Annotated in this window: 23 protein-coding genes and 1 pseudogene; 14 read left to right on the top strand and 10 right to left on the bottom strand. The window is 72.1% G+C overall.

Annotated elements, in window-relative coordinates:
• The 4 genes from LUZ64_RS31755 to argC form a co-directional block, all read right to left on the bottom strand.
• A partial coding sequence (locus LUZ64_RS31755; protein WP_143593417.1) for a SidA/IucD/PvdA family monooxygenase occupies positions 1–754 on the bottom strand: 754 nt, incomplete at its 3' end.
• Between the two features lie 107 nt (positions 755–861).
• The gene (locus LUZ64_RS31760; RefSeq protein WP_095584158.1) at positions 862–2067 is read right to left on the bottom strand and encodes an acetylornithine transaminase; all 1206 of its coding nucleotides are present in this window, start codon (positions 2065–2067) and stop codon (positions 862–864) included.
• Positions 2064–2975 carry an acetylglutamate kinase gene (gene argB / locus LUZ64_RS31765; RefSeq protein WP_170116907.1) on the bottom strand — a complete coding sequence of 304 codons (912 nt, stop codon included), beginning with the start codon at positions 2973–2975 and terminating at the stop codon, positions 2064–2066. Before argB ends, LUZ64_RS31760 begins: the two co-directional genes overlap by 4 nt.
• On the bottom strand, positions 2972–4000 hold the full coding sequence (gene argC, locus LUZ64_RS31770; RefSeq protein WP_095584159.1) for an N-acetyl-gamma-glutamyl-phosphate reductase: 1029 nt from the start codon (positions 3998–4000) through the stop codon (positions 2972–2974). Before argC ends, argB begins: the two co-directional genes overlap by 4 nt.
• Positions 4001–4443: 443 nt before the next feature.
• Here argC and LUZ64_RS31775 point away from each other — a divergent pair, with 443 nt between their 5' ends.
• The 5 genes from LUZ64_RS31775 to LUZ64_RS31795 all read left to right on the top strand — a co-directional run bounded on the left by LUZ64_RS31775 (position 4444) and on the right by LUZ64_RS31795 (position 9597).
• Positions 4444–4596 (top strand): hypothetical protein, encoded by a 153-nt coding sequence (locus LUZ64_RS31775; RefSeq protein ID WP_170116908.1) that lies wholly within the window; start codon positions 4444–4446, stop codon positions 4594–4596.
• Between the two features lie 130 nt (positions 4597–4726).
• Positions 4727–5965 (top strand): phenylacetate--CoA ligase family protein, encoded by a 1239-nt coding sequence (locus LUZ64_RS31780; RefSeq protein WP_095584160.1) that lies wholly within the window; start codon positions 4727–4729, stop codon positions 5963–5965.
• A 20-nt stretch (positions 5966–5985) separates the two neighbouring features.
• Positions 5986–6498, top strand: a complete 513-nt coding sequence (locus LUZ64_RS31785; protein ID WP_095584161.1) for a glycine-rich domain-containing protein — start codon at positions 5986–5988, stop codon at positions 6496–6498.
• 95 nt (positions 6499–6593) lie between these two features.
• Positions 6594–7919, top strand: a complete 1326-nt coding sequence (locus LUZ64_RS31790) for an MFS transporter (protein ID WP_095584162.1) — start codon at positions 6594–6596, stop codon at positions 7917–7919.
• Between the two features lie 184 nt (positions 7920–8103).
• A complete protein-coding gene (locus tag LUZ64_RS31795) occupies positions 8104–9597 on the top strand; it encodes a SulP family inorganic anion transporter (protein WP_095584163.1) in 1494 nt (497 codons plus the stop codon).
• Positions 9598–9630: 33 nt separating this feature from the next.
• Here the strand turns inward: LUZ64_RS31795 and aceE are convergent, their stop codons facing one another.
• From aceE to LUZ64_RS31810, 3 genes are all read right to left on the bottom strand, one after another.
• Complete coding sequence (aceE, locus tag LUZ64_RS31800) at positions 9631–12285, bottom strand: pyruvate dehydrogenase (acetyl-transferring), homodimeric type (RefSeq protein ID WP_095584164.1); 2655 nt, start codon at positions 12283–12285, stop codon at positions 9631–9633.
• Positions 12286–12541: 256 nt separating this feature from the next.
• The gene (locus tag LUZ64_RS31805) at positions 12542–13240 is read right to left on the bottom strand and encodes a DsbA family oxidoreductase (protein WP_095584165.1); all 699 of its coding nucleotides are present in this window, start codon (positions 13238–13240) and stop codon (positions 12542–12544) included.
• Positions 13237–13908 (bottom strand): GntR family transcriptional regulator, encoded by a 672-nt coding sequence (locus tag LUZ64_RS31810; protein WP_095584166.1) that lies wholly within the window; start codon positions 13906–13908, stop codon positions 13237–13239. Before LUZ64_RS31810 ends, LUZ64_RS31805 begins: the two co-directional genes overlap by 4 nt.
• A gap of 378 nt (positions 13909–14286) precedes the next feature.
• Here LUZ64_RS31810 and LUZ64_RS31815 point away from each other — a divergent pair, with 378 nt between their 5' ends.
• From LUZ64_RS31815 to LUZ64_RS31835, 5 genes are all read left to right on the top strand, one after another.
• Positions 14287–15441: a pyridoxal phosphate-dependent aminotransferase gene (locus LUZ64_RS31815; protein WP_232389703.1), complete on the top strand. Its 1155-nt coding sequence runs from the start codon at positions 14287–14289 to the stop codon at positions 15439–15441.
• Complete coding sequence (locus LUZ64_RS31820; protein WP_095584168.1) at positions 15431–15934, top strand: DUF6190 family protein; 504 nt, start codon at positions 15431–15433, stop codon at positions 15932–15934. The genes LUZ64_RS31815 and LUZ64_RS31820 overlap by 11 nt, the downstream gene beginning before the upstream one ends.
• Complete coding sequence (locus tag LUZ64_RS31825) at positions 15921–16748, top strand: dihydrodipicolinate synthase family protein (RefSeq protein ID WP_095584169.1); 828 nt, start codon at positions 15921–15923, stop codon at positions 16746–16748. Before LUZ64_RS31820 ends, LUZ64_RS31825 begins: the two co-directional genes overlap by 14 nt.
• Before the next feature lie 72 nt (positions 16749–16820).
• Positions 16821–17663, top strand: a complete 843-nt coding sequence (locus LUZ64_RS31830) for an iron-containing redox enzyme family protein (RefSeq protein ID WP_095584170.1) — start codon at positions 16821–16823, stop codon at positions 17661–17663.
• The gene (locus LUZ64_RS31835; RefSeq protein WP_095584171.1) at positions 17656–17934 is read left to right on the top strand and encodes a Rieske (2Fe-2S) protein; all 279 of its coding nucleotides are present in this window, start codon (positions 17656–17658) and stop codon (positions 17932–17934) included. The genes LUZ64_RS31830 and LUZ64_RS31835 overlap by 8 nt, the downstream gene beginning before the upstream one ends.
• Positions 17935–18031: 97 nt before the next feature.
• On the opposite strand, the gene LUZ64_RS31840 is transcribed toward LUZ64_RS31835, so the two are convergent.
• From LUZ64_RS31840 to LUZ64_RS31850, 3 genes and pseudogenes are all read right to left on the bottom strand, one after another.
• Entirely contained in the window at positions 18032–18301 is a 270-nt protein-coding gene (locus LUZ64_RS31840) for a DUF1876 domain-containing protein (protein ID WP_095584185.1), read from the bottom strand.
• A gap of 42 nt (positions 18302–18343) precedes the next feature.
• Positions 18344–18997 (bottom strand): annotated as a pseudogene (locus LUZ64_RS31845) (phosphoribosyltransferase); the annotation flags it as partial.
• 98 nt (positions 18998–19095) lie between these two features.
• Positions 19096–19512 carry an HIT family protein gene (locus LUZ64_RS31850; protein WP_095584173.1) on the bottom strand — a complete coding sequence of 139 codons (417 nt, stop codon included), beginning with the start codon at positions 19510–19512 and terminating at the stop codon, positions 19096–19098.
• A gap of 54 nt (positions 19513–19566) precedes the next feature.
• Between LUZ64_RS31850 and LUZ64_RS31855 the strand changes: the two genes are divergently transcribed.
• The 4 genes from LUZ64_RS31855 (at position 19567) to LUZ64_RS31870 (ending at position 24920) form a co-directional block, all read left to right on the top strand.
• Positions 19567–20331: a DUF72 domain-containing protein gene (locus LUZ64_RS31855; RefSeq protein WP_095584174.1), complete on the top strand. Its 765-nt coding sequence runs from the start codon at positions 19567–19569 to the stop codon at positions 20329–20331.
• Between the two features lie 154 nt (positions 20332–20485).
• Positions 20486–21841 (top strand): serine/threonine-protein kinase, encoded by a 1356-nt coding sequence (locus tag LUZ64_RS31860; RefSeq protein ID WP_095584175.1) that lies wholly within the window; start codon positions 20486–20488, stop codon positions 21839–21841.
• A 187-nt stretch (positions 21842–22028) separates the two neighbouring features.
• Positions 22029–23573, top strand: coding sequence for a DUF6777 domain-containing protein (locus LUZ64_RS31865; protein WP_095584176.1), 1545 nt, complete (start codon positions 22029–22031; stop codon positions 23571–23573).
• Positions 23574–23651: 78 nt separating this feature from the next.
• On the top strand, positions 23652–24920 hold the full coding sequence (locus tag LUZ64_RS31870) for a TerD family protein (protein ID WP_095584177.1): 1269 nt from the start codon (positions 23652–23654) through the stop codon (positions 24918–24920).
• Positions 24921–24934 lie beyond the last annotated feature (14 nt).

Raw genomic sequence — 24934 nt, forward strand, 5'->3', positions numbered from 1 at the left:
CGGGGCTGTAGCCGTAGCGGGAGAAGACGGCGCAGATCTCGGCGTCGGGGAAGGTGCGGTGCAGGTAATCGGCCGTCTCGGCCGCGGACTGACCCGCACCGACCACGACGAACCGCCGATGCGGACGCTCCTCGAGTCCGGTGGCCCGGAAGAGCAGTTCCTGGTTGTGCCAGACGTGCGCGCCGGTGCGGACGCCCTCCGGCAGCCGGGGGCGCAGGCCGGTGGCGACGGCGACGTTGCGGGTGCGCAGCACGCGTTCGTCGGACGGCCCGGACACCGCGCGCGTCACGACCTCGAGGCCGTCCACCGTCCCGCCGGACTCCACGGCCCGTACCGCCGTGGCCGTGCGGCCGTACGCCACCCGGTCGGCGAACTCCGCGGCGCACCACTCGAAGTAGTCGTGGAATTCGATCCGGGTGGGGTAGAAGCTCTTCTGGTTGATGAAGTCCGCGAGCCGGCCGCGCTCCTGGAGGTAGTGGAGGAAGGTGAAGCGGCTGCCGGGGTCCCGCATGGTGGCCAGGTCCTTGAGGAACGACACCTGCATGGTGGCGCCTTCGAGGAGCATCCCCTGGTGCCAGCCGAACCGCTCCTGGCGTTCCACGAACGCGGCGCGTATCGCGCCTTCGGGGTCGCCCTGGCTGTGTTCCTCGGCCGCTATGGCCAGGGCGAGGTTGGCCGGGCCGAAGCCGATGCCGATCAGGTCGTAGGGGGCCGCGGCCCCTTCGTGTGCGGTGTGCGCGTGCCGTGCCGGCATGCTCGTTCCCTTCTCGGTGCTGCCCGGTGTGAGGAGAGTCCCCGGAGCCCTCTCCGGGCGGAACGCCGCCCGCCGCGTGGCGGCGGCCATGTGCTCCGGGTGTGTGGTCAGTGGCCGAGGATCCCCGGCAGGGCGGCGACGAACGCGTCCGCCTCGCCGTCGCCCAGCGTCAGCGCGGGGGCCAGCCGCAGGGTGTCGGGGCCGGTGGCGTTCACGAGGAAACCGGCGTCCTGCGCCGAGGCCCGGACCCGTGCGGCGACGGGCTCGGTGAGGACCAGGGCGAGCAGCAGTCCCGCTCCTCTGACCCGGCCCACCAGGGGGTGCCGCAGTTCCTCGACGCCCTGCCGCAGCCGTTCGCCGATCCGCTTGACGTGGTCCAGCAGCCCTTCGGCGGCGATCGTCTCCAGGACGGCCAGGCCGGCCGCGCACGCGACGGGGTTGCCGCCGAACGTCGAGCCGTGCTGACCCGGCGTCAGCAGGTCGGCCGCCGGGCCGAAGGCGAGCGTCGCGCCGATCGGCAGCCCGCCGCCCAGCCCCTTGGCCAGCGTCACCACGTCCGGGTCGACTCCGGTGACGGCCTGGTGCGCGAACCAGTGGCCGGTCCGCCCGACACCCGTCTGGATCTCGTCGAGGACCAGCAGCGCGCCGGCGGCCCGGGTGATCTCGCGGGCGGCCCGGAGGTATCCCTCGGGGGCCGGCAGGACGCCCGCCTCACCCTGTACGGGTTCGACGAACACGGCCGCCGTGTCCTCGGTGACCGCCGCCCGCAGGGCCTCCGCATCGCCGAACGGCACGTGGGAGACCCCGTCCGGCAAGGGCCGGAACGGATCCTGTTTGGCGGGCTGACCGGTCAGCGCCAGCGCGCCCATGGTCCGGCCGTGGAAGCCGCCCTCGGTCGCCACCAGGCGCGGCCGGCCGGTCCGCCGGGCGATCTTGAAGGCCGCCTCGACCGCCTCCGCACCGGAGTTGGCGAAATAGACCCGGCCCTTCCGGCCGGCCAGGAACAGCAGGCGTTCGGCCAGCCGCACCGGCGGCTCGGAGACGAACAGGTTCGAGACGTGCCCCAGCCGGGCGACCTGCCGGCCCACGGCCCCGACCACCGCCGGGTGGGCGTGCCCGAGGGAGTTCACGGCGATCCCGCCGGTGAGGTCCGTGTAGGCCCTGCCGTCGGCGTCCCACACCGTGCTGCCCTCGCCCCGGACGAGCGCCAGCGGCGGGGTGCCGTAGTTGTCCATCATCACCGCGCGCCAGCGGTCCGTCAGCCGCGCGCCGCCGTCCGTGACGCCCCCCGTGACGTCCGCGTCCGCCGTCATGACACGTTCCTCTCGTCGGCCGGTGCGTCGGGCACCACCGTGGTTCCGGTGTTCCCGTCGGTGAACACCTCCAGGAGCAGGGTGTGCGGCACCCGCCCGTCGAGCACCTGCGCCGTGCGCACGCCCTCCCGCACGGCCCGCAGACAGCCCTCCATCTTCGGGACCATCCCGCCGGCCATCCCCGGCAGCAGCTCCGCCAGTTCGCTCGCGGTCAGCCGCTCGACGACCTCCTCGCTGCGCGGCCAGTCCGCGTACAGCCCGGCGACGTCGGTGAGCACCACGAGCTTCTCCGCGTCGAGGGCGACCGCCAGCGCGGACGCTGCCAGATCGGCGTTGATGTTGTAGACCTCGCCGTCGCCGCCCCGGGCTATCGGGGAGACCACGGGGATCCGGCCGTCGTCGAGCAGGGCCCGCACGGCGTCGGGGTCCACCCGGACGACGTCGCCGACCAGCCCGATGTCCACCAGCTCGCCGTCCACCCGGGCCAGCCGGCGCACGGCCGTCATCGTGTGCGCGTCCTCGCCGGTCATGCCGACCGCGTACGGGCCGTGCGCGTTGATCAGCCCGACCAGCTCCCGCTGCACCTGACCCGCCAGCACCATCCGTACGACGTCCATGGTCTCGGGCGTGGTGACCCGCAGCCCGGCCGTGAAGCGCACCTCCAGCTCCAGCCGCTCCAGCAGCGCGCTGATCTGCGGTCCGCCGCCGTGCACGACCACCGGGCGCAGCCCCGCCCGCCGGAGCGCCACCACGTCCTGGGCGAAGGCCTCCTTGAGCTTCTCGTCCACCATGGCGTTGCCGCCGAACTTGATGACGACGGTCCGGCCGCGGTAGTGCCGGAGCCACGGTAGGGCCTCGATGCCGGAGCCGGCCGGCGAGTCCCCGGTCCGGCCGCCCGCGGCCGTCACGGGGCCACGCCGTTCTTCGGCAGGCCCAGGCCCTCGGGCAGGCCCAGGGCGACGTTCATGCTCTGCACCGCGCCGCCGGCGGTGCCCTTGGTGAGGTTGTCGATCGCGCTGACCGCCACCAGCCGTCCGGCGTCCGTGTCGAGGGTGACCTGCACCTGCGCCGAGTTGGAGCCGAGCACGGCGGCCGTCGAGGGCCACCGGCCCGGCGGCAGGAGCCGGACGAACGGCTCGTCGGCGTAGGCCGCTTCGTGGACGGCGCGGATGCGCTCCTCGGTCACCCCCGGCCGTACCCGGGCCGAGCACGTGGCCAGGATGCCGCGCGCCATGGGCACCAGGGTGGGGGTGAACGACACCGTCACCGCCTCGCCCGCCACGGCGGAGAGGTTCTGCGTCAGCTCCGGTGTGTGGCGGTGGACGCCGCCGACCCCGTAGGAGCTCACCGAGCCCATGACCTCGGAGCCGAGCAGGTGCGGTTTGACCGACCTGCCCGCCCCCGAGGTGCCGCTGGCCGCGACGACCACGGCCTCGGGCTCCACCAGCCCCGCGGCGAACGCGGGGTAGAGCGCGAGGGTCACGGCGGTGGGGTAGCAGCCCGGTACGGCGACGCGCGAGGCACCCTTCAAGGCCGCGCGGGCGCCGGGGAGTTCGGGGAGGCCGTACGGCCAGGTGCCGGCGTGGGGCGTGCCGTAGAAGCGCTCCCAGTCGGCGGCCCGGCGCAGCCGGAAGTCCGCGCCGCAGTCCATGACCAGGGTGCCCTCGCCCAGTTCGCCCGCGAGTGCCGCTGACTGCCCGTGGGGGAGGGCGAGGAAGACGACGTCGTGTCCGCCCAGCGACTGCGCGGAGGTCTCCGCCAGCACCTTGTCGGCCTGTCCGGCCAGGTGGGGTTGCACCTCCCCGAGGGGCCGCCCCGCGCTTGTATGGGCACTTATCACGCCAAGCTCCACCTCTGGGTGGTCGGCCAGCAACCGGAGGATCTCACCCCCGGCGTAGCCACTCGCGCCCGCCACAGCCACCCGCAAGGTCATATTTGTCCCTTTTCGCGTTCCTTTAGGCATTCCAGGGCGCGCCGGCGGCCGCTGGAAGTTAGCTTAGCCTAGCCTAAGTTCCAGTGGGGGGATCTTGGGTGTGCGCCCCCTCCGTGGCTGAAAACCGTCGGTCGAAGGCCGGCTTCCGGTGTTCCTGGGGGTCGCCTCGTGGGTGGAGGGTCCGCCGGTGTGTGCCGCACGGGCGGTGCCGCGTCCGCCCCCCGCCGTCCGCCTCCTTCCGGCCCTCGGTCGGAAGGAGGCATTCCGTTATGTGGCCCGCACGGATCCGTAAGGGGTGGAATCCGTCAACTCCGGGCCGTGTGTCCGGTGTGAGCATTCGTCAAATCGTCAATCGTTGACACATCCTTGGCCAGGCCTTTACGGTCTGAGCGCGGCGCAGAGCTCAACTCCCCGCCGCTTCCCTCACCATTCGGAGGTCCGAAATGGAAAAGCTCATCCAGAAGATGGCCCAGGACAGTGTCTGGCGTGGCTGGGTCGCCGCCAATTCCGCCCAGAATTCCGCCAAGGAGGGCTGCATCAGCGTGGCGAAGTCCGGCTGCATCAGCGTCGCCGGCAAGACCGGTTGTATCTCCTGAACAGCCGCTGAACGTTTCACCTCGGGTGGGTCGTGGACGGGGAATTCCCGCCACGGCCCACCCGGCCCAGCGAACCGATCGGGGCTCGGCGCACGAGCCCCCGGTCCCCGAGCAGCACCTGAGGGTGGCAATGGATGGTCAGCCGACTGCCGAGGTCGTCGATCAGATACGGGACATCCCGATCTATCGCCCGTCTATCGAGCGCGGGTACTTCCCCGTGCTCGAGAAGCCCGAGATAGCGCGCGGGTTCCCGGACAACTGGATGACGCCCCGGCTCGCCGAGGCGCTCGCCTCCGGCGCGGCGGAGTTCGTGCTCTCCACGGGCACCAACCACGATCGCATGCAGATCATCCGGCCTCCGTACTTCCTGCTCCGCTCCTACTACCGGCTGTGGAGCGAGCACCCCGACATCTCCGCCACCTGGGAAGAGGGTTGCCGGCGGGTCTCGCTGACCACGGTGCTGGCCACCGAGCACGTCGCCCGCGTCAACGCCAGGAAGCGCGGGGCCGAGCCGGACCCGCTGCCGGAGCTCGATGAGCGGCGCCTCGACGAGCGGACCGTCTACGTCAACCTGCGGCTCGACCCGGCGCTCTGGGAGCGCGAGGAGGTCGAGCGCATGCTGGCCGAGATGCGGACGGCCCGGGACGCGCACCCGAAGGGCTGGTACCACCTCGACTGCTCCAGCTATCACCTGGCACATCTGGTGCGGAAGGTGTCCGAGTGGAGCCTGTGGGACAAATTCCCCCAGCCCGCCAGCATCATCCACGCTTATGAATACACGCCGGTGAATGTCAAGCGCTATCTCCAGCAACATTTCGCCTGCCCGATCATCGATCTTTTCGGCAGTACGGAACTGGGCTACCTCTATTACAGCGACCGGCGCGGGCGGTACCGGCCGCATCTCGACAAGATGAGTGTCGAACTCCTTCCGGTCGCCCCGGACAGCCAGATCTATCACCTTGTCGTGTCGAGCGTGCGCAACCCGTACATGCCGCTCATCCGCTACCGCTCGGGGGACTGCGTCCGCACCCTGGACGGCACCCCGGACCCGGACCGCATCGCCCGCTTCTGCGGCCGTGAGAAGGAACTGCTGCGCACCGCGCACGGCCCGGTCTCCCAGGGGGACCTCGACGACCGGGTGGCCGCCGCCACGCCCCGCGTCTTCCTCCACCAACTGCGCGTCACGGGCGAGGCCGAGGCGGAACTGCACTGCACGACCTTCGACGGCGCGCCGCTCGGCCCGGCCGAGGCCGCCGCGCTGGAGGACGGGGTCCGGGAGCTGACCGGCCGCCGCTGCCGGGTGGAGCACCGCGCGCACATCGCCATCGGGAAGTCCGGGAAGTACGCCTGGCTCGCCAAGGACCACTGAACCACCGGACGGGGAGAACCATGACCACACAGCCCTACGTGTCCGCCGGAGACCTCACCGCCCTGCTGGGCGACCGGCTCCACGCCGAGGTGGTGAAGCACTTCACCGGCAAGACGGACGCCCCGCCGGAGTACGTCGAGCGCCAGGTCACCGAGTGCCTGCGCTACCTCTACCTGATCTCCCGCCACCGCGAGGAGCTCGGCGGGCTCTTCCTGCCGGTCGAGCAGGACATCGACGAGATCTGGCACTACCTCATCCTCCAGACCCGCGAGTACCGCGAGCTGTGCGAGGACCGGCTGCCGGGCGGCTTCTTCATCCACCACCGCAGCATCGGCTACGAGGACTACCAGCAGGAGCCCGGCCGTGAGCAGGCGATCGAGGAGGCCCTGCGCTGGATCCCGCTGTACTGCGCCGCGTTCGGGCCCTTCGACGAGGGCGTGCTGCCGCACTGGACGATCGTCCGCTTCCTCCACGAGCGGATGAGCATGCCGCTGGAGGAGATCTCCGCGCTCGAACCGCTGGGGGCGGCCTGATCCACCGGCTCCGGCGCCCCCGCGCCCGCCGCACCTCCGCAGGCCCCGACGACGTCCGGGCCGCCGACCCTCCTGGACGCACAGGGGAAGGAACCATGAGCGCCCGTCCCGGCCGACCGGCCACGCACCACGGCACCGAGGCCCGCGAAGCCCCCGAGCAGAAGCGGATCCTGACCGTCCTGGTGATCTCCCAGGTGCTCAGCGGCGCGGGGCTCGCGGCCGGCATCACCGTCGGGGCGCTGCTCGCGGAGGAGATGCTGGGCTCGACCGGACTCGCCGGCGTGCCCAGCGCCCTGTTCACCGCCGGAGGCGCCCTGGGCGCCGTGGCCGTCGGCCGGCTCTGCCAGCGCTGGGGCCGCCGACCCGGCCTGTCCCTGGGCTACGTCATCGGCGCGGTCGGCAGCCTCGGGGTCGTCGCGGCCGCCGTCGCCGACAACGTGCCGCTGCTGTTCCTCTCCCTGCTCGTCTACGGGGCCGGCACCTCGACCAGCCTGCTGGCCCGGTACGCGGGCGCGGACCTCGCCTCTCCCGCCCGCCGAGGCCGGGCCGTGAGCACCGTGCTCTTCGCGACCACACTGGGCGCCGTCGTGGGCCCCGTCCTGGTGAGCGCCACGGGCGACGTCGCGCACGCGTGGGGCATGCCCCGGCTCACCGGACCCTTCCTGCTGGCCGTGGCCGCCTTCACGGCGGCCGCCGTCGCGATCGGCGCCTTCCTCCGCCCCGACCCGCTGCTCCTGGCGCGCGAGCTGGCCGAGGCGGCCCCGGCCCCCGGTTCCCAGGACGCCGGGGACACCACCGTCCCGGCCGGCCGCACGGACACCCGTGGTCTCGTCACCGGCACGGCGGTCATGGTCCTCACCCAGCTGGTGATGATCGCGATCATGACGATGACGCCCGTCCACATGCGGGCGCACGGGCACGACACCCAGGCCGCGGGGCTCGTCATCGCCCTGCACGTGGGCGCGATGTTCCTGCCCTCGCCGCTCACCGGTCTGCTCGTCGACAGGTTCGGCCGGCAGCGGATCGCCGCCGCGTCCGGTCTGATCCTGCTCTGCGCCGGGGTGCTGGCGGCCGTCGCCCCGCCGCACTCGACGGCGACGCTCGCCGCCGCGCTCGTCCTGCTGGGCGTCGGCTGGAACTTCGGGCTGATCAGCGGCACCGCCCTCGTCACCGACGCGGTGCCGCTCGACCGGCGGGCCGGCGTCCAGGGACTCGTCGACGTGGGCATCGCGCTCGCGGGCGCGACCGGGGGGATGGCCTCGGGCGCGGTCGTCGCGGCCGGCAGCTTCCCGGTGCTGGCGGCCGGGGGAGCGGTCCTGGCCCTCGCCATCGTGCCGGTGGCGGCCCTCTCGGCCCGTGACCGGCGCACGCCCCCGGAGCGTTCTCCGCGTAATACACCTATTAACCAGGTAAACCGATGATAGGAATCCGCTTTACCTTGCTGTCCGTAGGTAAAGTGAGCGTAAAGGCAGATGTGGTCGCCGGGCGGTGACGCCGCGTCACCCATCGGAGCGTCATCCCCCGGCGCGCCACTCCCCGGCGTGGCGGCGACGGCAGATCCGCCCACGGCTCCCCACCCAGCCCCTCCCGCGGTGGAAGGATCCTATGCTCGCAGCTCCGAAAGACCTCGCAGGCATCCGGCGTGACGTGCTCGCCTCGCTCGTCGTCTTCCTGGTGGCTCTGCCGCTCTGCGTCGGCGTGGCCGTCGCCTCCGGCGTGCCCGCCGAACTCGGCCTGATCACCGGCATCGTCGGAGGGCTGGTCGCCGGCTCGCTGCCGGGCAGCTCCCTCCAGGTCAGCGGCCCGGCCGCCGGCATGACCGTCCTGGTACTCGAAGCCGTCACGGAATTCGGGCTCGGCGCCCTGGGCGTCCTCGTGCTCGCCACCGGACTGCTCCAAGTGGCTCTCGGCGCCCTGCGGTTCGGCCGCTGGTTCCGCGCGATATCGGTCGCCGTCGTCCAGGGCATGCTCGCCGGCATCGGACTCGTCCTGCTCCTCGGCCAGCTCTACACCATGGCCGGACGCCCACAGCCGCACTCGGGACCGGAGAAGATCGCCGGACTGCCCCGGCTCGCCGTCCGGATCGCCACCGACCGCGCCTCCCTGACCTCCTTCGCGGTCGGCGCCACCACCATCGCCGTCCTGGTCCTGTGGCGCCTGCTGCCGCCCCGGGCCCGCGCGGTGCCCGCACCGCTCGCCGCCGTCGCGCTGGCCACCGCGGTCACCGCCGCGGCCGGGCCGCACGTCGCCCACGTCGAGGTCCGGGGCCTGCTCCGGGCCGTACGGCCACCGGGCGTGGACGACCTCGGCGCCCTCGCCGGCCCGGCCGTCCTCGGCACCGTCGTCGCCTTCACCCTCATCGCCTCGGCGGAGAGCCTCTTCAGCGCCGCCGCCGTCGACCGCATGCACCGCGGCCCGCGCACGGACTACGACAAGGAACTCATCGCCCAGGGCGTGGGCAACACCGTCTGCGGCGCCCTCGGCGCGCTGCCCATGACGGCCGTCATCGTCCGCAGCGCCGCCAACGTCCAGGCCGGGGCGCGCACCTCGCTCTCCCGCGTCCTGCACGGCGTGTGGCTCCTGCTGTTCGCCGCGCTGCTCCCGGCCGCGATCGGCGTCATCCCGCTGGCGGCGCTCGCCGGCGTCCTCGTCCACGCCGGCACCAAGCTCATCCCCGTCAAGGAGATACGCCCCCTGTGGCGGGAGCACCGCGGCGAGGCCGTCGTCCTGGGCGTCACCGCCACCGCGATCCTCGTCACCAACCTCTTCGAAGGCGTCCTCCTGGGACTGGTCCTCGCCGTGGTCAAGACCGCCTGGGAGACCTCCCACCTCCATGTCGACGTGCGCGCGGCCGCCGACGGCAGGCTGCTGACCGTCACCCTCACCGGCAGCGCCACCTTCCTCCGCCTGCCGCGCGTCCTGGAGACCCTGGAGGGACTCCCCAAGGGACACCCGGTCGAACTCGACCTCTCCCCGCTGCGCCACCTCGACCACGCGTGCCGCACCGCCCTGGACACCTGGGCGGCACGGCAGGGCGCCACCGTCAAGGGCGTGCCGATCGGGGCCGCGAGCGGGAACGCCGACGGGGTACGGGGGTGAGATCCCCGTACCCCGCCGGCGTTCCCGCCTCGCTCAGCCGTCCAGGCCGTAGCGCTGCCGTGCCTCCCGCACCGTCTCCGGCTTGACCTCGCCGCGCCGGGCCAGGGTCGCCAGCGCCGCGGCCACGATCGACTCCGGGTCCACACCGAAGTAACGGCGCGCCGCCTCACGGGTGTCGGACAGGCCGTAGCCGTCCGTGCCGATGGAGGTCCAGTCCTGCTCCACCCACTGCGCGATCTGGTCCGGGACCGCGCGCATCCAGTCGCTGACGGCGAGCACCGGGCCCGGCGCGCCGTGCAGCGCCTGGGTCACGTACGGCACCCGGTCCTCGCCGCGGAGCTGCGCCGCGTCACAGGACAGGGCGTCGCGGCGCAGCTCGGTCCAGGAGGGCGCGGACCAGACGTCGGCGGCCACGCCCCAGTCCTCCGCCAGCATCCGCTGGGCCTCGACGATCCAGTGGACCGCGGTGCCGGAGGCCAGCAGCTGCAAGCGCGGGGCGTCGGCGGGCGCCTCGGCGGCCTCCTTGTACCGGTAGAGCCCCTTGAGGATGCCCTCCTCCACTCCCGCCGGCATGGCGGGCTGCACCTTGGGCTCGTTGTAGACCGTCAGGTAGTAGAAGACGTCCTCGGCGTCGGGCCCGTACATCCGGCGCAGGCCCTCGCGGACGATGACCGAGATCTCGTAGGCGAACGCCGGGTCGTACGAGACCGCCGCCGGGTTGGTGGAGGCGATCAGGTGGGAGTGGCCGTCGGCGTGCTGGAGACCCTCGCCGGTCATGGTGGTGCGGCCGGCGGTGGCGCCGATGACGAAGCCGCGGCCGAGCTGGTCGCCCAGCGCCCAGAACTGGTCGGCGGTGCGCTGCCACCCGAACATCGAGTAGAAGATGTAGAAGGGGATCATCGGCTCACCGTGCGTGGCGTAGCTGGTCGCCGCGGCCGTGAAATCGGCCAGCGAACCCGCCTCGGTGATGCCCTCGTTGAGGATCTGACCGTCCTTGGCCTCCTTGTAGTACAGGAGCTGGTCACGGTCGACGGGGTCGTAGGTCTGGCCTACGGGGGAGTACAGGCCCGCCGAGGGGAACAGTGACTCCATGCCGAAGGTGCGGGCCTCGTCGGGAACGACGGGCACCCAGCGGCGGCCGGTCTCCTTCTCCCGCATCAGCTCCTTGACGAGCCGGACGAAGGCCATGGTGGTGGCGATCTCCTGGCGCCCGGAGCCCTGCTGGAGCGCCTCGAAGGGCTTCGCCGACGGCTCCGGCAGCGGCCGGGCGACGACCTTGCGGGCCGGGGCGGGGCCGCCGAGCGCCGCGCGGCGCTCGCGCAGATAGCGCACCTCGGGGGAGTTCTCGCCGGGGTGGGCGTAGGGCACCTGCTCGCCGGACAGCGCCGAGTCCGGGATGGGCAGGCCGAGCAGGTCCCGCATGGCGCGGAACTCCTTGCCCGTCAGCTTCTTCATCTGGTGGTTGGCGTTGCGCGACTCGAAGCCGGGGCCCAGCGTGTAGCCCTTGACGGTCTGCACCAGGATGACGGTGGGCGCGCCCCGGTGTTCCACGGCGGCCCGGTAGGCGGCGTGGACCTTGCGCGGCTCGTGGCCGGCCCGGGAGGTCCGGAAGAGCTCCAGGAGTTCGGCGTCGCCCAGACCGGCGCCGATCGTCCGCAGCGCGGGGTCGGCCCCGAAGAAGTGGCCGCGTACGTACTCGGCGTCACGGGTGGCGTAGGTCTGGAACTGGGCGTCCGGCACCTCGCGCAGCCGGCGGACCAGGGCGCCCGTGGTGTCCTGGGCGAAGATCCGGTCCCAGGCCGTGCCCCACAGCGACTTGACGACGTTCCACCCGGCGGCGCGGAACTGGGCCTCCAGCTCCTGCACGATCTTGAAGTTGGGTCGGACGGGGCCGTCGAGGCGCTGGAGGTTGCAGTTGATGACGAACGTCAGGTTGTCCAGCCCTTCGCGGCCCGCGAGGGCGAGGGCGGCGGTCGACTCCGGCTCGTCCATCTCGCCGTCGCCGAGGAACGCCCACACATGGGAGTGCGAGGTGTCCTTGATGCCCCGGTGCTCCAGGTAGCGGTTGAACCGCGCCTGGTAGATCGCCGAGAGCGGGCCCAGGCCCATGGAGACGGTGGGGAACTCCCACAGCCAGGGCAGCCGGCGCGGGTGCGGGTAGGAGGGCAGGCCGTCGCCCGCGGTCTCCTGCCGGAAGCGGTCGAGCTGCCCCTCGGTGAGCCGGCCCTCCAGGAAGGCGCGGGCGTAGATGCCGGGGGAGGCGTGGCCCTGGATGTAAAGCTGATCGCCCGAGCCGTCGGCTTCCTTGCCCCGGAAGAAGTGCTGGAAGCCCGTCTCGTAGAGCCACGCGGCGGAGGCGAAGGTCGCCATGTGGCCGCCCAGCCCGGCGCGCTGGTTGCCGCGGGTGACCATGGCGGCGGCGTTCCAGCGGTTCCAGGCGGTGATCCGGGCTTCCATCTCCTCGTCGCCCGGGTAGGCGGGCTCGGAGGAGGTCGGGATGGTGTTGAGGTAAGGCGTCTCCAGCAGTGGCGGAAGGTCCAGTTCCGTCCGCTCGGCGTGCTCGTTGACACGGCGGAGCAGGTACGAGGCCCGGTGCCGCCCGCCGAACCGTACGGCGGAGTCCAGGGACTCCCGCCATTCGGCGACCTCAGTCGGGTCGTTGTCGGGCAGTTGGTCGAGCTGGGACATGGGTGATCCCCTTTCGCGTTCCCGGGCGTGGGGCCGGGGCCCGCAGGTTCCTGCGGGCCCGGCGGTGACGATGCGCGACCAGGTATGCGGGTGGACCGGCCGCCGGGCTGTGCTTGCCCGTAGAACCCTCGATTCCGGGACGCGGAACGAGGCTTCCGTTCACGACGCTAGAAGGAACAAGTTGTGGGAGTCAACATCTACCGGCCAGAAATGAGCGATGATCGATCATTTCTGGCCGGTCCTTCGAAACCCTTCCTCAGCTGGCCGCCCGCTTCAGGATGGCTTCGTAAATGCCCGGGTCATTGGCCGTTACCTCGGGAAAGCCGGTGCCGTACTTGCCGTGCCAGCGCGCGGCGACACCGGGATTGGCGTGATCCGACCCATCCGAAAGGTAGAGATGGGGGCTGCACTTGACGCCGTGTTCCTTCGCGCACAGGAAGTCACGGGTGATCACCCGGCGCGCCCGCCCGTCGTCGAGGCCCTCGGCTATCGCGGCCGCGTCCACGCCCTCGGTCTCCTCGGCGACGGCCACCACGACGGCGCGCGCGCCGATGGAGCGGCTCTCGGCCCAGAAGGCCCGGCGCAGCGCCAGGTCCAGCCGCTCGGACGCCTCCAGCCCCTGCTCCTTCGCGAGCTGGACCGCCTCCAGGGCGGGCAGCGAGGAGGAGGGGAACTTCCAGTCCGGGGCCCGCCACAGCTGCCAGCCGGCGTCCGGCTCGATGTGGGCGACCCCGCCGACCTCGGAGTCCGTGCCGGGCCGCGGGCTCGGCCCGTTGTTGAACAGCTCCAGCGGGAAGGCCCGGTGGTCGAAGCGCACCCGGTCCTCCAGGCCCAGCCGGCGGCGGGTGGTGTGCAGCCGGTGCACCGCCACATGCGCGAACGAGCACCAGATGTCGGTGAAGAGGGTGATGACCCCGGGGCGGGTCTCGGTCCGTGGTGCCGGTGTGGTGGTCATGAGGCTCCGATCGATTCATGGGCGTAGCCCAGGATGTGGAGTTGCAGAAGGCGTCCGACGTCCGGGTCACGGCGGCGGAACGCCTCGATGATGGGCTCGTGGTCGCGGGCGTTCTCGTGCAGCCCGGTACGCACCCGGGTCAGGGAGAGGTGCGTCCACAGCTCGACGGCCAGGGTCTCCCAGTTGGTGCTCAGGACGGCGTTGCCGGCGGCCCGCACGACCTCGCGGTGGAACGCTACGCCGTGCCGCACCTGCGCGTCGACGTCCTCGGCGGCGGCGGCCCGGCGCATCCCCTCGGTGTGCTCCTCCAGCCGGGAGACGTCCCCGGCCAGTCGGGGCAGGGCCAGCTCCGCGGCCAGCCGCTCCAGGGCGCCGCGCACGGGGTAGACCTGACAAAGTCGTCGCGGACTCAGATCGCCGACGCGCGTCCCGCGATGGGGTGAGGACTCGACCAGCCGCATCGCCTGGAGATCGCGCAGGGCCTCCCGGACGGGCGCCTGGCTGACGCCCAACTCCATGGCGAGACGGCGTTCGACAATGCGCTGACCTGCTTGCCATCGGCCCCGCACCAGGTTGTCCAGCATGATCCGCCGGACCTGTTCGCTCAAGGGGACACGGGTCAAGTTCCCAGTGGATTCAGCGTTGTTGTGCGATGCCTCGCCGTTCATGGGTGATTGTCTCCCCGCAGAAATTCTGCTTGAGCGATGATCGATCGTCGGTTAACGTACGTCAATAGATGGTCACCGCACACAAGTTCGGCCATTTCCGACCAGCCCGACGGCCCGTACTCACCACGACGACAGCCGGACGCCCGCCCGGATCACATGAGGGCGGTACCGGTCAAAACCCGGACAGCATCGGCAGGCGTCCGGCCGCCTCACGTACGTACGAGAGCACACCGTTCCGCTCCATCGAACCGCCGTGGATCTTCCGGACGCCATCCGTCCGGCCCCCGGCGGTGTGTCCCCTTTACCCTCGCGCGAGCCCACAGGCTCCCGCGCCACCGACTGCCGGCCCCACCGCGCCGCAGCCGACAAGGAGATCACGTGACCGAGCAGCTTCTCGACCTCACCCAGCACGAGATCCAGGCCCTCAAGACCCGGTACAACCTGGCCGACGCCCACACCCACCAGCAGCAGTCCGTGGGCCAGCGGCAGATCGTCTCGGCGCTGCCCGACCTGTGGTACGAGGCGGAGGCGACCCGTCAGGCGGACCTGGAGGACCGGTTCAAGGAGGTCTTCTTCCGGCTGCACGGCCAGAACAGCGTCCGCGCCGACACGACCATGCTTTCCTACGCGGCCTCCATATCGACGCTGGTCGCGGGGATGTACCTCAGGCAGCGCGAGATCAGCGTGAGTCTCGTCGAGCCGTGCTTCGACAACCTCCCGGACGTCCTCCACAACGTCGGTGTGCACCCCGTGCCGGTCCCCGAGGACGCGCTGCACGACGCCGACCGGATCTACGACCGTCTCGTCGAGAGCGTCAAGACCGACGCGCTCTTCCTCGTCGACCCCAACAACCCCACCGGCTTCAGCCTGCTCAGCCATGGCCGCAAGGGCTTCGAGGAGGTCATCCGCTTCTGCGTCGACCACGACAAGCTCTTCGTCGTCGACCTCTGCTTCGCCGCCTTCGCCCTCGCCGACCCGCGGTTCGGCCGCTTCGACCTCTACGAGCTCCTCGACACCTCCGGCGTCAGCTACATCGCCCTGGAGGACACCGGCAAGACCTGGCCGCTCCAGGACGCCAAGTGCGCCCTGCTCACCTGCAGCCGCGACCTCTACGAAGATGTCTACAACATCCACACCAGCGTCCTCCTCGATGTCTCGCCGTTCGTCCTCAACTTCCTCGCCCGGTACGTGGAGGACTCCATCGAGGACGGCATGGCCTCGGTGCGCGACGTGATCACCCGCAACCGCGAGGCCGCGCAGAAGGCCCTCGCGGGCAGCCTCCTGGAGCACATCGAGCCGGCCGTCAACGTCAGCGTGGCGTGGTTCCGGATCACCGACGAGAACATCAAGGCGACCGAACTCCAGACGCACCTCGCGCAGTACGAGGTCTACGTCCTGCCCGGCACCTACTTCTTCTGGAGCGAGCCGGAGCGCGGCGAGCGCTACGTCCGCGTCGCCCTGGCCCGCGACCCCGGCGACTTCCGCGCCTCGGTGCAGCGCCTGCGCGAGGGAGTGGACAGCTATGGCGCCTGAGGTCTTCCTTGACGCCTCCTTGTTCATGGGCATGCACAGCACCGACCCCTCCTTACGCGCCGCCGCCACCGCGTTCTTCGCCGCCCACCTGGAGCGGCCCGTGGTGATGACGTACGAGGAGGTGGGACGCTGCGACGACTACGTCTGGCGGTTCCCGCGCGAGGTGCAGGACGCCTACTACCCCTTCATGGACGTCCTGCACTCCCTGATGCCCATCCGGCGCCGCGCCTACGACGCCGGCGTCCTCGCCGCCCTGCCGGGGCTCCCCGCGCGAGCGGAGGAACTGCGTCCGCGTGACCGGCTGTTGCTCGCCTCGGTCGTCGCCGCCGGTGGCGAGCTCGTCACCCTCAACCCCCGGCTCACCGCCCTGACCGGCCTCGGACTGCCCGTGCGGACGCCCGGCCCGGCCGCGGACCGCGGTGTCTTCCCCGCCGACCTCGACAAGCTCTACGAGCAGTCCCTGGTCCTGGAGGCCGACCATGCCGAGCTCTGAGCGCGCGGCGGCCGAACAGCGCCTCAAGGCGCTGCGCGGCACCGTCGTCCCCTTGGTGACCCCCGTCGACGAGGACCGGCGCGTGAGCGCCCCCGACGTCGCCCGGCTGGTCGCGTCCCTGCGCGGACAGGTCGCCGGCTATATGCCCGCGCTGAGCACCGGCGAGGGCTGGCACCTGTCGACCGCCCAGTGGACGGACGTCGTCCGGCTGACCGTGGAGCACGCCGGCGGCGCGCCCGTCCTGGCCGGGGTGGAACTGCCCGGGGTCGACGAGATCGTGGCCCGCGCCGAGCTGGCCGCCGGACTGGGCGCGGACGCCGTCGTCGTCCCCCCGCCGTGGTCCGGCGACGGCGGCGCCGCCCCCTTGGGCTTCGTGGAGCACTACGCCACCGTCGTCGGGCGCAGCCCGCTGCCCGTCGTCGTCTACCACGAGAACGTGGTCTCCAAGGCCCCGCTGGACCTCGACGCGCTCCTGGAGGTGTGCGCCCTGCCCGGCGTCGTCGGTGTCAAGGAGTCCAGCGGCTCGGCGGAGTTCACCCGCAAGCTGCTCGAGGCCGGGCCCGCCGTCCCGGTCCTCCAGGGCTGGGAGCACCTGCTCTCCGCCGTGCCCGGTGTACAGGGCTTCGTCGGGCCGCTGGCCAACCTCGACCCCGCGGTGTGCGACGAGGCCCTGTCCTCCCCCGGGCAGGACGTCCAGAAGCGGGTGGACGCCCTGTCCGAGCGGTACGGGCTGCTGGCCGACGACTGGTACCTGCACGTCAAGGAGGAACTGGTCCGCCGAGGCACCATCGGCACCCCCCTCGCCGTCAACTGAAGGCGCCCGTACGGGGCCGGGCGCACCGGCCCCGTACTCCCACCGTCCGCACGTACCCGCCCTGGAGTCCCCATGGCCACCACGACGGCCACTACGGCCGGCAGCCGCCTGTTCGTCCTCAACCGCACGATCCCCAGCCCCGAGGAGCTGCGCGAACTCCACGAGCTGGAGGAGCGGCTCATCGCGCGCCGCGCCCGGGAGATCGAGGCGGCAGCCCCCGTCATGGCCGACCGCGCGGCCCTCGGCCGCCATATGAAGGCGCTGCTGGAGGCGGAGAAGAACGATCCGCCGGAGTTCGAGCGCGTCATGGCCGAGGACCTCGACCGTGAGCAGTTCAAGGAGGTCGTCGCGCAGTTCGCCGTGGACGGCCTGACCGAATCGGAATCGTTCCTGCCGATCGTCTGGCGGCTGCCGAAGAAGGCCAAGATGGCCGTCTTCCGCGTCCTGGTCGACGAGTTCGGCTGTGGAAACCTCGACCAGGCGCACTTCAACATCTACCGCGACCTGATGACCGAGCTGGGCATGTCCCTCGACGTCGACGACTACCTCGCGCGGACCAACGAGGAGACCTACGCCTACGTCAACACCTTCTTCTGGGCCGCCGCCCGGGCACCCCGCCCCGAGTACTTCCTGGGCTGCCTGTGCTACCTGGAGTCCAGCATCCTCTACGCCTTCCAGTGCTTCGCGAACGCCGCGACGCGCCTGGACCTGGCGGGTGCCCGCTACTACACCGAGCACCTGCACATCGACAACTTCCACGCCAAGGAACTCCAGGTCGCCATCCGGGAGTTCGACGCCGAGGCGGACCTGCACCCGGTCAAGGTCTGGACCGGCTTCAAGCTCGCCAGCGAGGTCATCGGCGGAGCCACCGAGGCCGCCGTCGCCTCCGCGCTGAAGGTGGGCTCGCATGGCTGAGACGCCCGGCGGGCCTGCCCCGCGCCCGTACTCCGTCGAGCAGATCAGCGAGGACCGCATCCGGGTGTGCGTCGGCGACCGCGAGTTCGAGGCCGACGCGTTCTGCCCGCACCGCAAGGGACACATGGTCCACGGCTATGTCAACGTGGCCCGGCTGCGGATCACCTGCCCCCTGCACCACTCCAGCTACTCCCTGGAGACGGGCGAGGCCATCACCGGCCCCACCGCCACCCCGATGTGCGTGAAGGAGACCACTCCCTCCGCCGGCTGACGGCACCCCCGAGCGACGGCGGCGCCCGGCGCCCCGGAGAAACCTCCGGCCGCGCCGGGCGCCCCGGCCGTGCACCTCGGGTCGCGGCCCCTGGGTCTCAGTGGGACAGGTGCGCGGCCGTGTGGGTGAGCTCCTCGATGTCGACCCCCGCCTTCTCCAGCAGCTGCGCCGCGAGGTCGTGCAGCGCCCGCGCGGCCGCCACCTCCTCGCCGACCCGCTGCTGACCCGGGTCGTCGGGGTGACGGTTGGTGACCCCGTGGGCCTTGAGCTCCGTGCCGTCCTGCATCCGCAGCACCGCCGCCGCCTGGGTCAGCGGGCCCGCCTCACGGAACTCCATCTCGACATTGCACCTGACGATCGTCTCCATGGTGATCACACCTCCAGCGATTCACGGCTCCGCCCGGTGGGGAGCGCCGGGCCCGTCGCCCGCCGCACCGCCGCGCCGCAGCAGTGCGACGACCTCCTCGTCCGTCGTCTGGGAGAAGTCCTGGTACCACTCGCCGACCGCGAAGAACACGGCCGGCGTCGTGAGGCAGATCAGCTCGTCCACCTCCGCGCGGAGCGCCTCGGCCGCGTCCGGGGCGGACACCGGCACCGCCAGCACCACCCGGGCCGCCCCGTGCGCCCGCGCCACCCGGCAGGCGGCCGACGCCGTCGCGCCCGTCGCCACCCCGTCGTCGACCACGACGGCCGTACGGCCCTCCAGGGCGACCCGCGGCCGTCCGCCGCGGAACGTCCCGGCCTGCCGCGCGAGCCTGGCCTCCTCATGGGCCTGGATCTCGGCGAGGTCGTCCTCGCCGACCCGGCTCACCCGCATGATGTCGTCGTTGAGCACCCGCACGCCGTCCTCGCCCACGGCGCCGAAGCCGACCTCCTCGTGCAGCGGCACACCGAGCTTGCGGACCAGGATCACGTCCAGCGGGGCGCCGAGCGCGCGGGCGACCTCATAGGCCACCGGGACACCGCCACGGGGCAGCCCCAGCACGACGGGGGACTCGGCGCGCAGCGGCCCGAGCCGGTCGGCCAGCCGGCGGCCTGCGTCCACACGGTCGCGGAACCTCATGATCCACCTCTGCCATACCTGCGATACATCCAATATGGCCAGATTCAGGCGGATAGTCCACGCGAGGGAGGTGCCCCGTGAGAGACACGGGGCAGGTCTCAGAGAGCCGCCCGCACCCGCGCCGCGACCTCCGCCGCCTCCTCTTCCGACGCGTACCGCGTCCGGGGCCAGAAGAACCCCCGCAGCCCGTCCTTGCGGTTGCGCGGAACGACGTGCACATGAAAATGCGGCACGGACTGACTCACCCTGTTGTTGGCGGCCACGAACGACCCCGCCGCGCCCATGCCGCGCTCCACCGCGCCCGCGATCCGCTGCACCCGGGTGAAGAACGGCCCGACCTCCTCCACCGGCAGATCGGTCAGCGTCTCGGCGTGCCGCCGCGGCACCACCAGCACATGCCCGGGGAAGAGCGGCCGGGCGTCCAGGAAGGCCACCGCCGTACCGTCCGCGAAGACCCGGTGACCGGCGGAATCGCCCGCCGCGATCGCGCAGAAGACGCACCCCGCGTCACCCATGGCCTCACACCCCCGCTGGTGGCGTTCCCGCTGTCCCGGGGCAAGGATCATGCCATGCCCCTGCTCGTCGGAACCTCGGGATGGCAGTACAAGGACTGGCGTGGCGGCCTCTACCCCGACGGCTGCCCCCAGCGGCTGTGGCTGGAGGAGTACGCCCGGCACTTCGCCACAGTCGAGAACAACGCCGCCTTCTACCGGCTGCCCACGCACGACACCTTCACCGACTGGCACGACCGCACCCCGCCGGGGTTCGTCATGGCCGTCAAGGCCAGCCGCTACCTCACCCACATCAAGCGCCTCCGCGACCCCCAGGAGCCCGTGGAACGCCTGATGCGGCACGCCGCCGGCCTCGCGGACCGGCTCGGGCCCGTCCTCCTCCAGCTGCCGCCCACGCTCCGCGCCGACCCCGCCGCGCTGGACACCGCCCTCGGTTGCTTCCCCGCCGGCGTCCGGGTCGCCGTCGAACCACGCCACGACTCCTGGTGGACGGACGAGACCCGCACCGTACTGGAGGCCCGCGGCGCCGCCCTCTGCTGGGCCGACCACGACTCCCGGCCGGTGACCCCGCTGTGGCGGACCGCCGACTGGGGGTACGTACGGTTCCACTGCGGCCGGGCCCGGCCGTGGCCCCGCTACGGGCGCCGCGCGCTCGACAGCTGGGCCCGGCGGATCGCCGACCACTGGCCCGACCGGTCCGACACCTACGTCTACTTCAACAACGACCCCGGCGGCGCCGCCGTCCACGACGCCACCGCCTTCGCGCGGGCCGTGACACGGCTCGGCCGCACCGTGAGCCGCACCCCTCCCGCCCAGGTCTGAACCAGAAGCCGGGCTTCCGGCACCCCGGCCCACCCCGCCATGACCACGGCGCGGATCGGGGAACGGGACGCGGGGTCACGACGTCTCAGCCAGTGTGGCCCGAACGTGTACGGCCTCCGGGGGTGCCGTACACGCGGGAAGGGGGGCGTTCGGCATGACGGAGGAGTCGCGGGACCGCTTACTGGCCGGGCGGTACCGGCTGATCGACGAGCTGGGCAGCGGAGGCATGGGCGTCGTCTGGCGCGCCCGCGACGAGCTGCTCGGCCGGGAGGTCGCGGCGAAGGAGGTCCAGGCACCGGCCCACCTGCGCGAGCACGACGTACGGATCCTGTACGCCCGCCTGAACCAGGAGGCGCGGGCCGCCGCGCAGATCAACCACCCGAACGTCATCACGGTCCACGACGTCGTCGAGGAGGACGGCCGTCCCTGGATCGTCATGGAGCTCGTGCGCGGACGCTCGCTCGCCGAGATCCTCCAGCACGACGGGGTGCTCGACCCCAGGGCGGCGGCCAGGATCGGCTCGATGGTCCTCCAGGGACTGCGTAGCGCCCACGCCGCGGGCATCCTGCACCGTGACGTCAAACCGGCGAACGTCCTGGTGGAGCCGGGCGGCCGGGCGGTCCTCACCGACTTCGGCATCGCCCTGATCGAGGGCTCCGGCACTCTCACCCGCACCGGTGACCTGGTGGGTTCCCCGGACTTCCTCGCGCCGGAGCGCGCGCGGGGCGAGCGCCCGGGCGCCCCGTCCGACCTGTGGTCGCTGGGCGCCACCCTCTACGCGGTGATCGAGGGCTTGTCGCCATTCCGCCGGACGACCGCGCTGGGCACCCTCCAGGCCGTGGTCCAGGACGACCTGCCGCCGCCGCGGCTCGCCGGGCCGCTCGTCCCGCTCCTGGAAGGGCTGCTGCGCAAGGACCCGAGGGAGCGGATGGGCTCGGTGGAGGCCCAGCGGTTGCTCGACGCCGTCGCGGCCGGGCACATGACCACCCGGGCGGGCCTGACCGAGGTGGGGCCCGGCGGGCGGTACGTACCGACGGCCGTCGGGACACCCGCCCCGGCACCGGTGTCCGCTCCTACGGCGACCGCCACGTCGGGTCCCGTCCCGATGCCGCAGCCGGCACCCGGTCCCGTTTCCGGGCACACGCCCTTCCCTACGCCCGTACACACGCCCACGCCCGTGCACTCGGGGGCCGTCGTCTTCCCGCTCCCCGCCCCCGATCCGGCCGCGCCCGACCGGCGCCGCCTGGTGGCGCTCCTCCTCGGCTCGGTGCTGGCCCTGCTGCTCATCGCGGGAGGGGTCGCGGTGATGATGGCCGCCCGGGGCACGGGGGAGACGGGGCGCTCCGGCGGCACGACCACCGGCACCCCCGCGCCCTCGAAGGGTGCGGGCGCCCCGGACGGTTCCGGTACGTCGGACCAGCCGACCACCGATCAGTCCACACCTTCCGCCGGGAGCACGGGATACACCTGCGGAACCGGCGGGTGGCTGGAGACCTGCGCGCCGGGGTGACCGTCGAGGGTGACGTCGAGGGGCGAGGACAGGTGACCGGCGGGCGTTGACCGCCTTCGGCAGGCGTCATCAGGCATTGGACAAGCACCGGACAAGCACCGGACAAGCACCGAACAGGCACCGAACAGGCATTGGCACGGCACGAGCACGGCAGTAACGACACAGATCGGCTATCGGGGGTGCGCGCATGCGGCAGGTGACCGTCCGGACCGTTTCCCTTCTCACGGTGACCGCCCTGCTCGGGGGCGTCGGCGTGGCGGGATGTACGAAGAAGCAGAAGCGGGAGGCTGTGCAGCTCGTCCTGGAGGCCGCGGGGGTGATAGGCATCGACCCGTTCCTGAAACATCCGGATATCGACCTCCGGAACGTCAACTCCCCGTCCCACGGCGGCGGGACCGTCGCGGTGGACGCCCGTGGCACCTTCGGCGGCACGCGCGGCGCCACCCGCTGCGACAAGAGCCTGCTGATCAAGGGGATCACCCAGGACCCGGCCAGGGCCAGGGCGTGGGCCGGGGTGCGCGGCATGGACCCGAGCCGGATCCCCGCCTACATCAACAGTCTCACTGAGGTGAATCTGGAGTACGACACCCTGGTCAAGAACCACAACTACCAGGGCGAAGGCCGGATCACGGGCTATCTGTCGGTGCTCCAGAAGGGCGTGGTGGTCCTCAACGACCCGATCACGGGACCGGCCGTCAAGTGCACCTGCGGGAATCCGCTCCTCGGCCCGGACCGCGCCGTCGACCTCAAGGCGGTGACGTACAAGGGGGAGCGCTGGGAGACCTTCACCAGCGTGGAGATCACGGTCATCGCGCCGAGGCCCAAGGAGAAGGGGCCGGTCAAGGAGCTCCAGCTCGTCGATCCCTTCGAGAGCGGCAAGGCGTTCGACCGCGCGGTCGGGAGCGACGGCAAGCAGGACTCCAAGGAGTTCGCGTGGGAGCCGCCGCCGCGGCCCGTACCCTCGAAGGAGCCGCCGCGCATCGTGCCCCCCGACGGCTCGGGCCCGCCGCCGGCGTCCGGCCCGGGCGGGCCCGGTTCCGGCGACCCCGGCTCGCCCAAGGGAGGCGATTCCTCCAAGGGAAGTGGCCCCTCCAAGGGCGGGGACCCCCAGGGAGGCGACTCCTCCAAGGACCCGCTCCCGCCGAACACGGGCACGCCCTCGACGCCGAAGCAGCCGCCGGACGTCCCGAAGCCGCCGGGTAGCGGGCCGAAGTCACCGGACGGGCCGAAGTCGCCGGACGTCCCGAAGTCGCCGCCTGCCGGGCCCAAGGATCCTCAGGGGGAGCCGAAGAATCCGGCCGGGCCGAAGTCGCCACCGGTCGCGCCCAAGGAGCCCCAGGGAGACCCCAAGCCGCCGGCCGGCGGGCCCAAGCAGCCCCCCTCCGAGCCGAAGCCGCCGCCCGCCGACCCGAAACCTCCGCCTGCTCAGCAGCCCAAGCAGCCCCCTGCCGAGCCGAAGCCTCCTGCTGAGCAGAAGCAGCCTCCGGCCCAGCAACCTAAGCAGCCTCCTGCTGAGCAGAAGCAGCCCCCGGCCCAGCAGCCGAAGCAACCTCCTGCTCAACCCAAGCAACCGCCTGCCGAGCCGAAGCAGCCTCCCGCTCAGCCCAAGCAGCCCCCGGCCGAACCCAAGCAACCTCCCGCTCAGCCCAAGCAGCCGCCCGCGGAGCAGAAGCCGCCGCCCGCCGAACCCAAGCAGCCCGCGGGCGGTGCCCCACGCGCCCAATCCTCGTGAAGGAGCGGTAACCGGGATATTCCGCCGTCAGGGTACGTTGGGACCCTGCAAGGACGGGACTGTTCACAGGGGTGGAGTATGGCGATGCAGAAGGGCACCAACGTCCGGATTCCGGCGGCCGCGGTGCGCGTCGAGCTGGGCTGGCGCACGGGCCCCGGGATACCGGACGTGGACGCCTCCGCGCTGCTGCTGTCCGCGGGCAAGGTCCGCTCGGACGCGGACTTCGTCTTCTACAACCAGGCGGAGCACTCCTCCGGCGCGGTGCGCCACGAGGGCAAGCGCCCGGCGGGTGACACGGTGACGGACGCCCTCTCGGTGAACCTCGCCTCGGTGGAGCCCTCGATCGAGACCGTGGTCCTCGCGGCCTCGGCCGACGGCGGCACCTTCGGTCAGGTGCCCGGCCTGCACATCCGGGTGCTCGACGCGGCGTCCGGCGCGGAGCTCGCCCGCTTCGACAGCTCGGACGCCGGCGTGGAGACCGCGTACGTCCTCGGCGAGCTCTACCGCCGTCAGGGCGAGTGGAAGTTCCGGGCCGTCGGCCAGGGCTACAGCAGCGGTCTGGAGGGCCTGGCGACCGACTTCGGGATCACGGTCGACGAGCCGCGGCAGGCACCGCCCGTCGCCGCCCCCGCCCCGGCACCCACGCACACGCCGCCCGCCCCGGCGCCCGTGCCGCCGGCGCCCGCCGCGCCGCCCGCGCCCCAGCCCGTACGCCTGACGAAGGTCACGCTCACCAAGGAGGCCCCGGCGGTCTCCCTCACCAAGCAGGGCGGCACCTCCGGATCGCTGCGCGTCAACCTCAACTGGCAGGTGCAGAAGCAGTTCAAGGGCTGGGGCCAGCGGCTCGGCAAGGCCATGGCCATGCACTCCGACCTCGACCTCGACCTCGGCGCCCTGTTCGAACTGAGGGACGGCAGCAAGGGCGTGGTCCAGGCGCTGGGGAACTCCTTCGGCTCCCTCCACCAGCCGCCCTTCATCCACCTCGACGGCGACGACCGGACCGGATCGGTGGCGTCCGGCGAGAACCTCACCGTCAACCTCGACCACACCGCGGACTTCCGGCGCATCCTCGTCTTCGTGACGATCTACGAGGGCGCCCGCAGCTTCGCCAACCTCAACGCCACCGTCACCCTCCAGCCGCAGCACGGCGCCCCCGTCGACTTCTCGCTCGACGAGTGCACCGTGCCCTCCACCGTCTGCGCGCTGGCCCTGATCACCAACAACGGCGGTGACCTCGTCGTCCAGCGCGAGGCCCGCTACCTGGTGCCCGACCGCGGCGTCAGCCCGCAGCGCACGCTGGACCGCGCCTACGGCTGGGGCATGAACTGGACGCCCGGCCGGAAGTGACCCCGGCCGGGCCC

Origin of the sequence: Streptomyces albireticuli (genome assembly GCF_021228125.1) — a bacterium.
In the GTDB taxonomy this organism is placed as follows: Bacteria; Actinomycetota; Actinomycetes; order Streptomycetales; family Streptomycetaceae; genus Streptomyces; species Streptomyces albireticuli.

Excerpts from the sequence above, each read along its gene's own strand:
- LUZ64_RS31760 (WP_095584158.1), bottom strand. The coding sequence starts at position 2,067 with ATGACGGCGGACGCGGACGTCACGGGGGGCGTCACGGACGGCGGCGCG.
- argC (WP_095584159.1), bottom strand. The coding sequence starts at position 4,000 with ATGACCTTGCGGGTGGCTGTGGCGGGCGCGAGTGGCTACGCCGGGGGT.
- LUZ64_RS31775 (WP_170116908.1), top strand. The coding sequence starts at position 4,444 with ATGGAAAAGCTCATCCAGAAGATGGCCCAGGACAGTGTCTGGCGTGGC.
- LUZ64_RS31780 (WP_095584160.1), top strand. The coding sequence starts at position 4,727 with ATGGATGGTCAGCCGACTGCCGAGGTCGTCGATCAGATACGGGACATC.
- LUZ64_RS31785 (WP_095584161.1), top strand. The coding sequence starts at position 5,986 with ATGACCACACAGCCCTACGTGTCCGCCGGAGACCTCACCGCCCTGCTG.
- LUZ64_RS31790 (WP_095584162.1), top strand. The coding sequence starts at position 6,594 with ATGAGCGCCCGTCCCGGCCGACCGGCCACGCACCACGGCACCGAGGCC.
- LUZ64_RS31795 (WP_095584163.1), top strand. The coding sequence starts at position 8,104 with ATGCTCGCAGCTCCGAAAGACCTCGCAGGCATCCGGCGTGACGTGCTC.
- aceE (WP_095584164.1), bottom strand. The coding sequence starts at position 12,285 with ATGTCCCAGCTCGACCAACTGCCCGACAACGACCCGACTGAGGTCGCC.
- LUZ64_RS31805 (WP_095584165.1), bottom strand. The coding sequence starts at position 13,240 with ATGACCACCACACCGGCACCACGGACCGAGACCCGCCCCGGGGTCATC.
- LUZ64_RS31810 (WP_095584166.1), bottom strand. The coding sequence starts at position 13,908 with ATGAACGGCGAGGCATCGCACAACAACGCTGAATCCACTGGGAACTTG.
- LUZ64_RS31820 (WP_095584168.1), top strand. The coding sequence starts at position 15,431 with ATGGCGCCTGAGGTCTTCCTTGACGCCTCCTTGTTCATGGGCATGCAC.
- LUZ64_RS31825 (WP_095584169.1), top strand. The coding sequence starts at position 15,921 with ATGCCGAGCTCTGAGCGCGCGGCGGCCGAACAGCGCCTCAAGGCGCTG.
- LUZ64_RS31830 (WP_095584170.1), top strand. The coding sequence starts at position 16,821 with ATGGCCACCACGACGGCCACTACGGCCGGCAGCCGCCTGTTCGTCCTC.
- LUZ64_RS31835 (WP_095584171.1), top strand. The coding sequence starts at position 17,656 with ATGGCTGAGACGCCCGGCGGGCCTGCCCCGCGCCCGTACTCCGTCGAG.
- LUZ64_RS31840 (WP_095584185.1), bottom strand. The coding sequence starts at position 18,301 with ATGGAGACGATCGTCAGGTGCAATGTCGAGATGGAGTTCCGTGAGGCG.
- LUZ64_RS31850 (WP_095584173.1), bottom strand. The coding sequence starts at position 19,512 with ATGGGTGACGCGGGGTGCGTCTTCTGCGCGATCGCGGCGGGCGATTCC.
- LUZ64_RS31855 (WP_095584174.1), top strand. The coding sequence starts at position 19,567 with ATGCCCCTGCTCGTCGGAACCTCGGGATGGCAGTACAAGGACTGGCGT.
- LUZ64_RS31860 (WP_095584175.1), top strand. The coding sequence starts at position 20,486 with ATGACGGAGGAGTCGCGGGACCGCTTACTGGCCGGGCGGTACCGGCTG.
- LUZ64_RS31865 (WP_095584176.1), top strand. The coding sequence starts at position 22,029 with ATGCGGCAGGTGACCGTCCGGACCGTTTCCCTTCTCACGGTGACCGCC.
- LUZ64_RS31870 (WP_095584177.1), top strand. The coding sequence starts at position 23,652 with ATGGCGATGCAGAAGGGCACCAACGTCCGGATTCCGGCGGCCGCGGTG.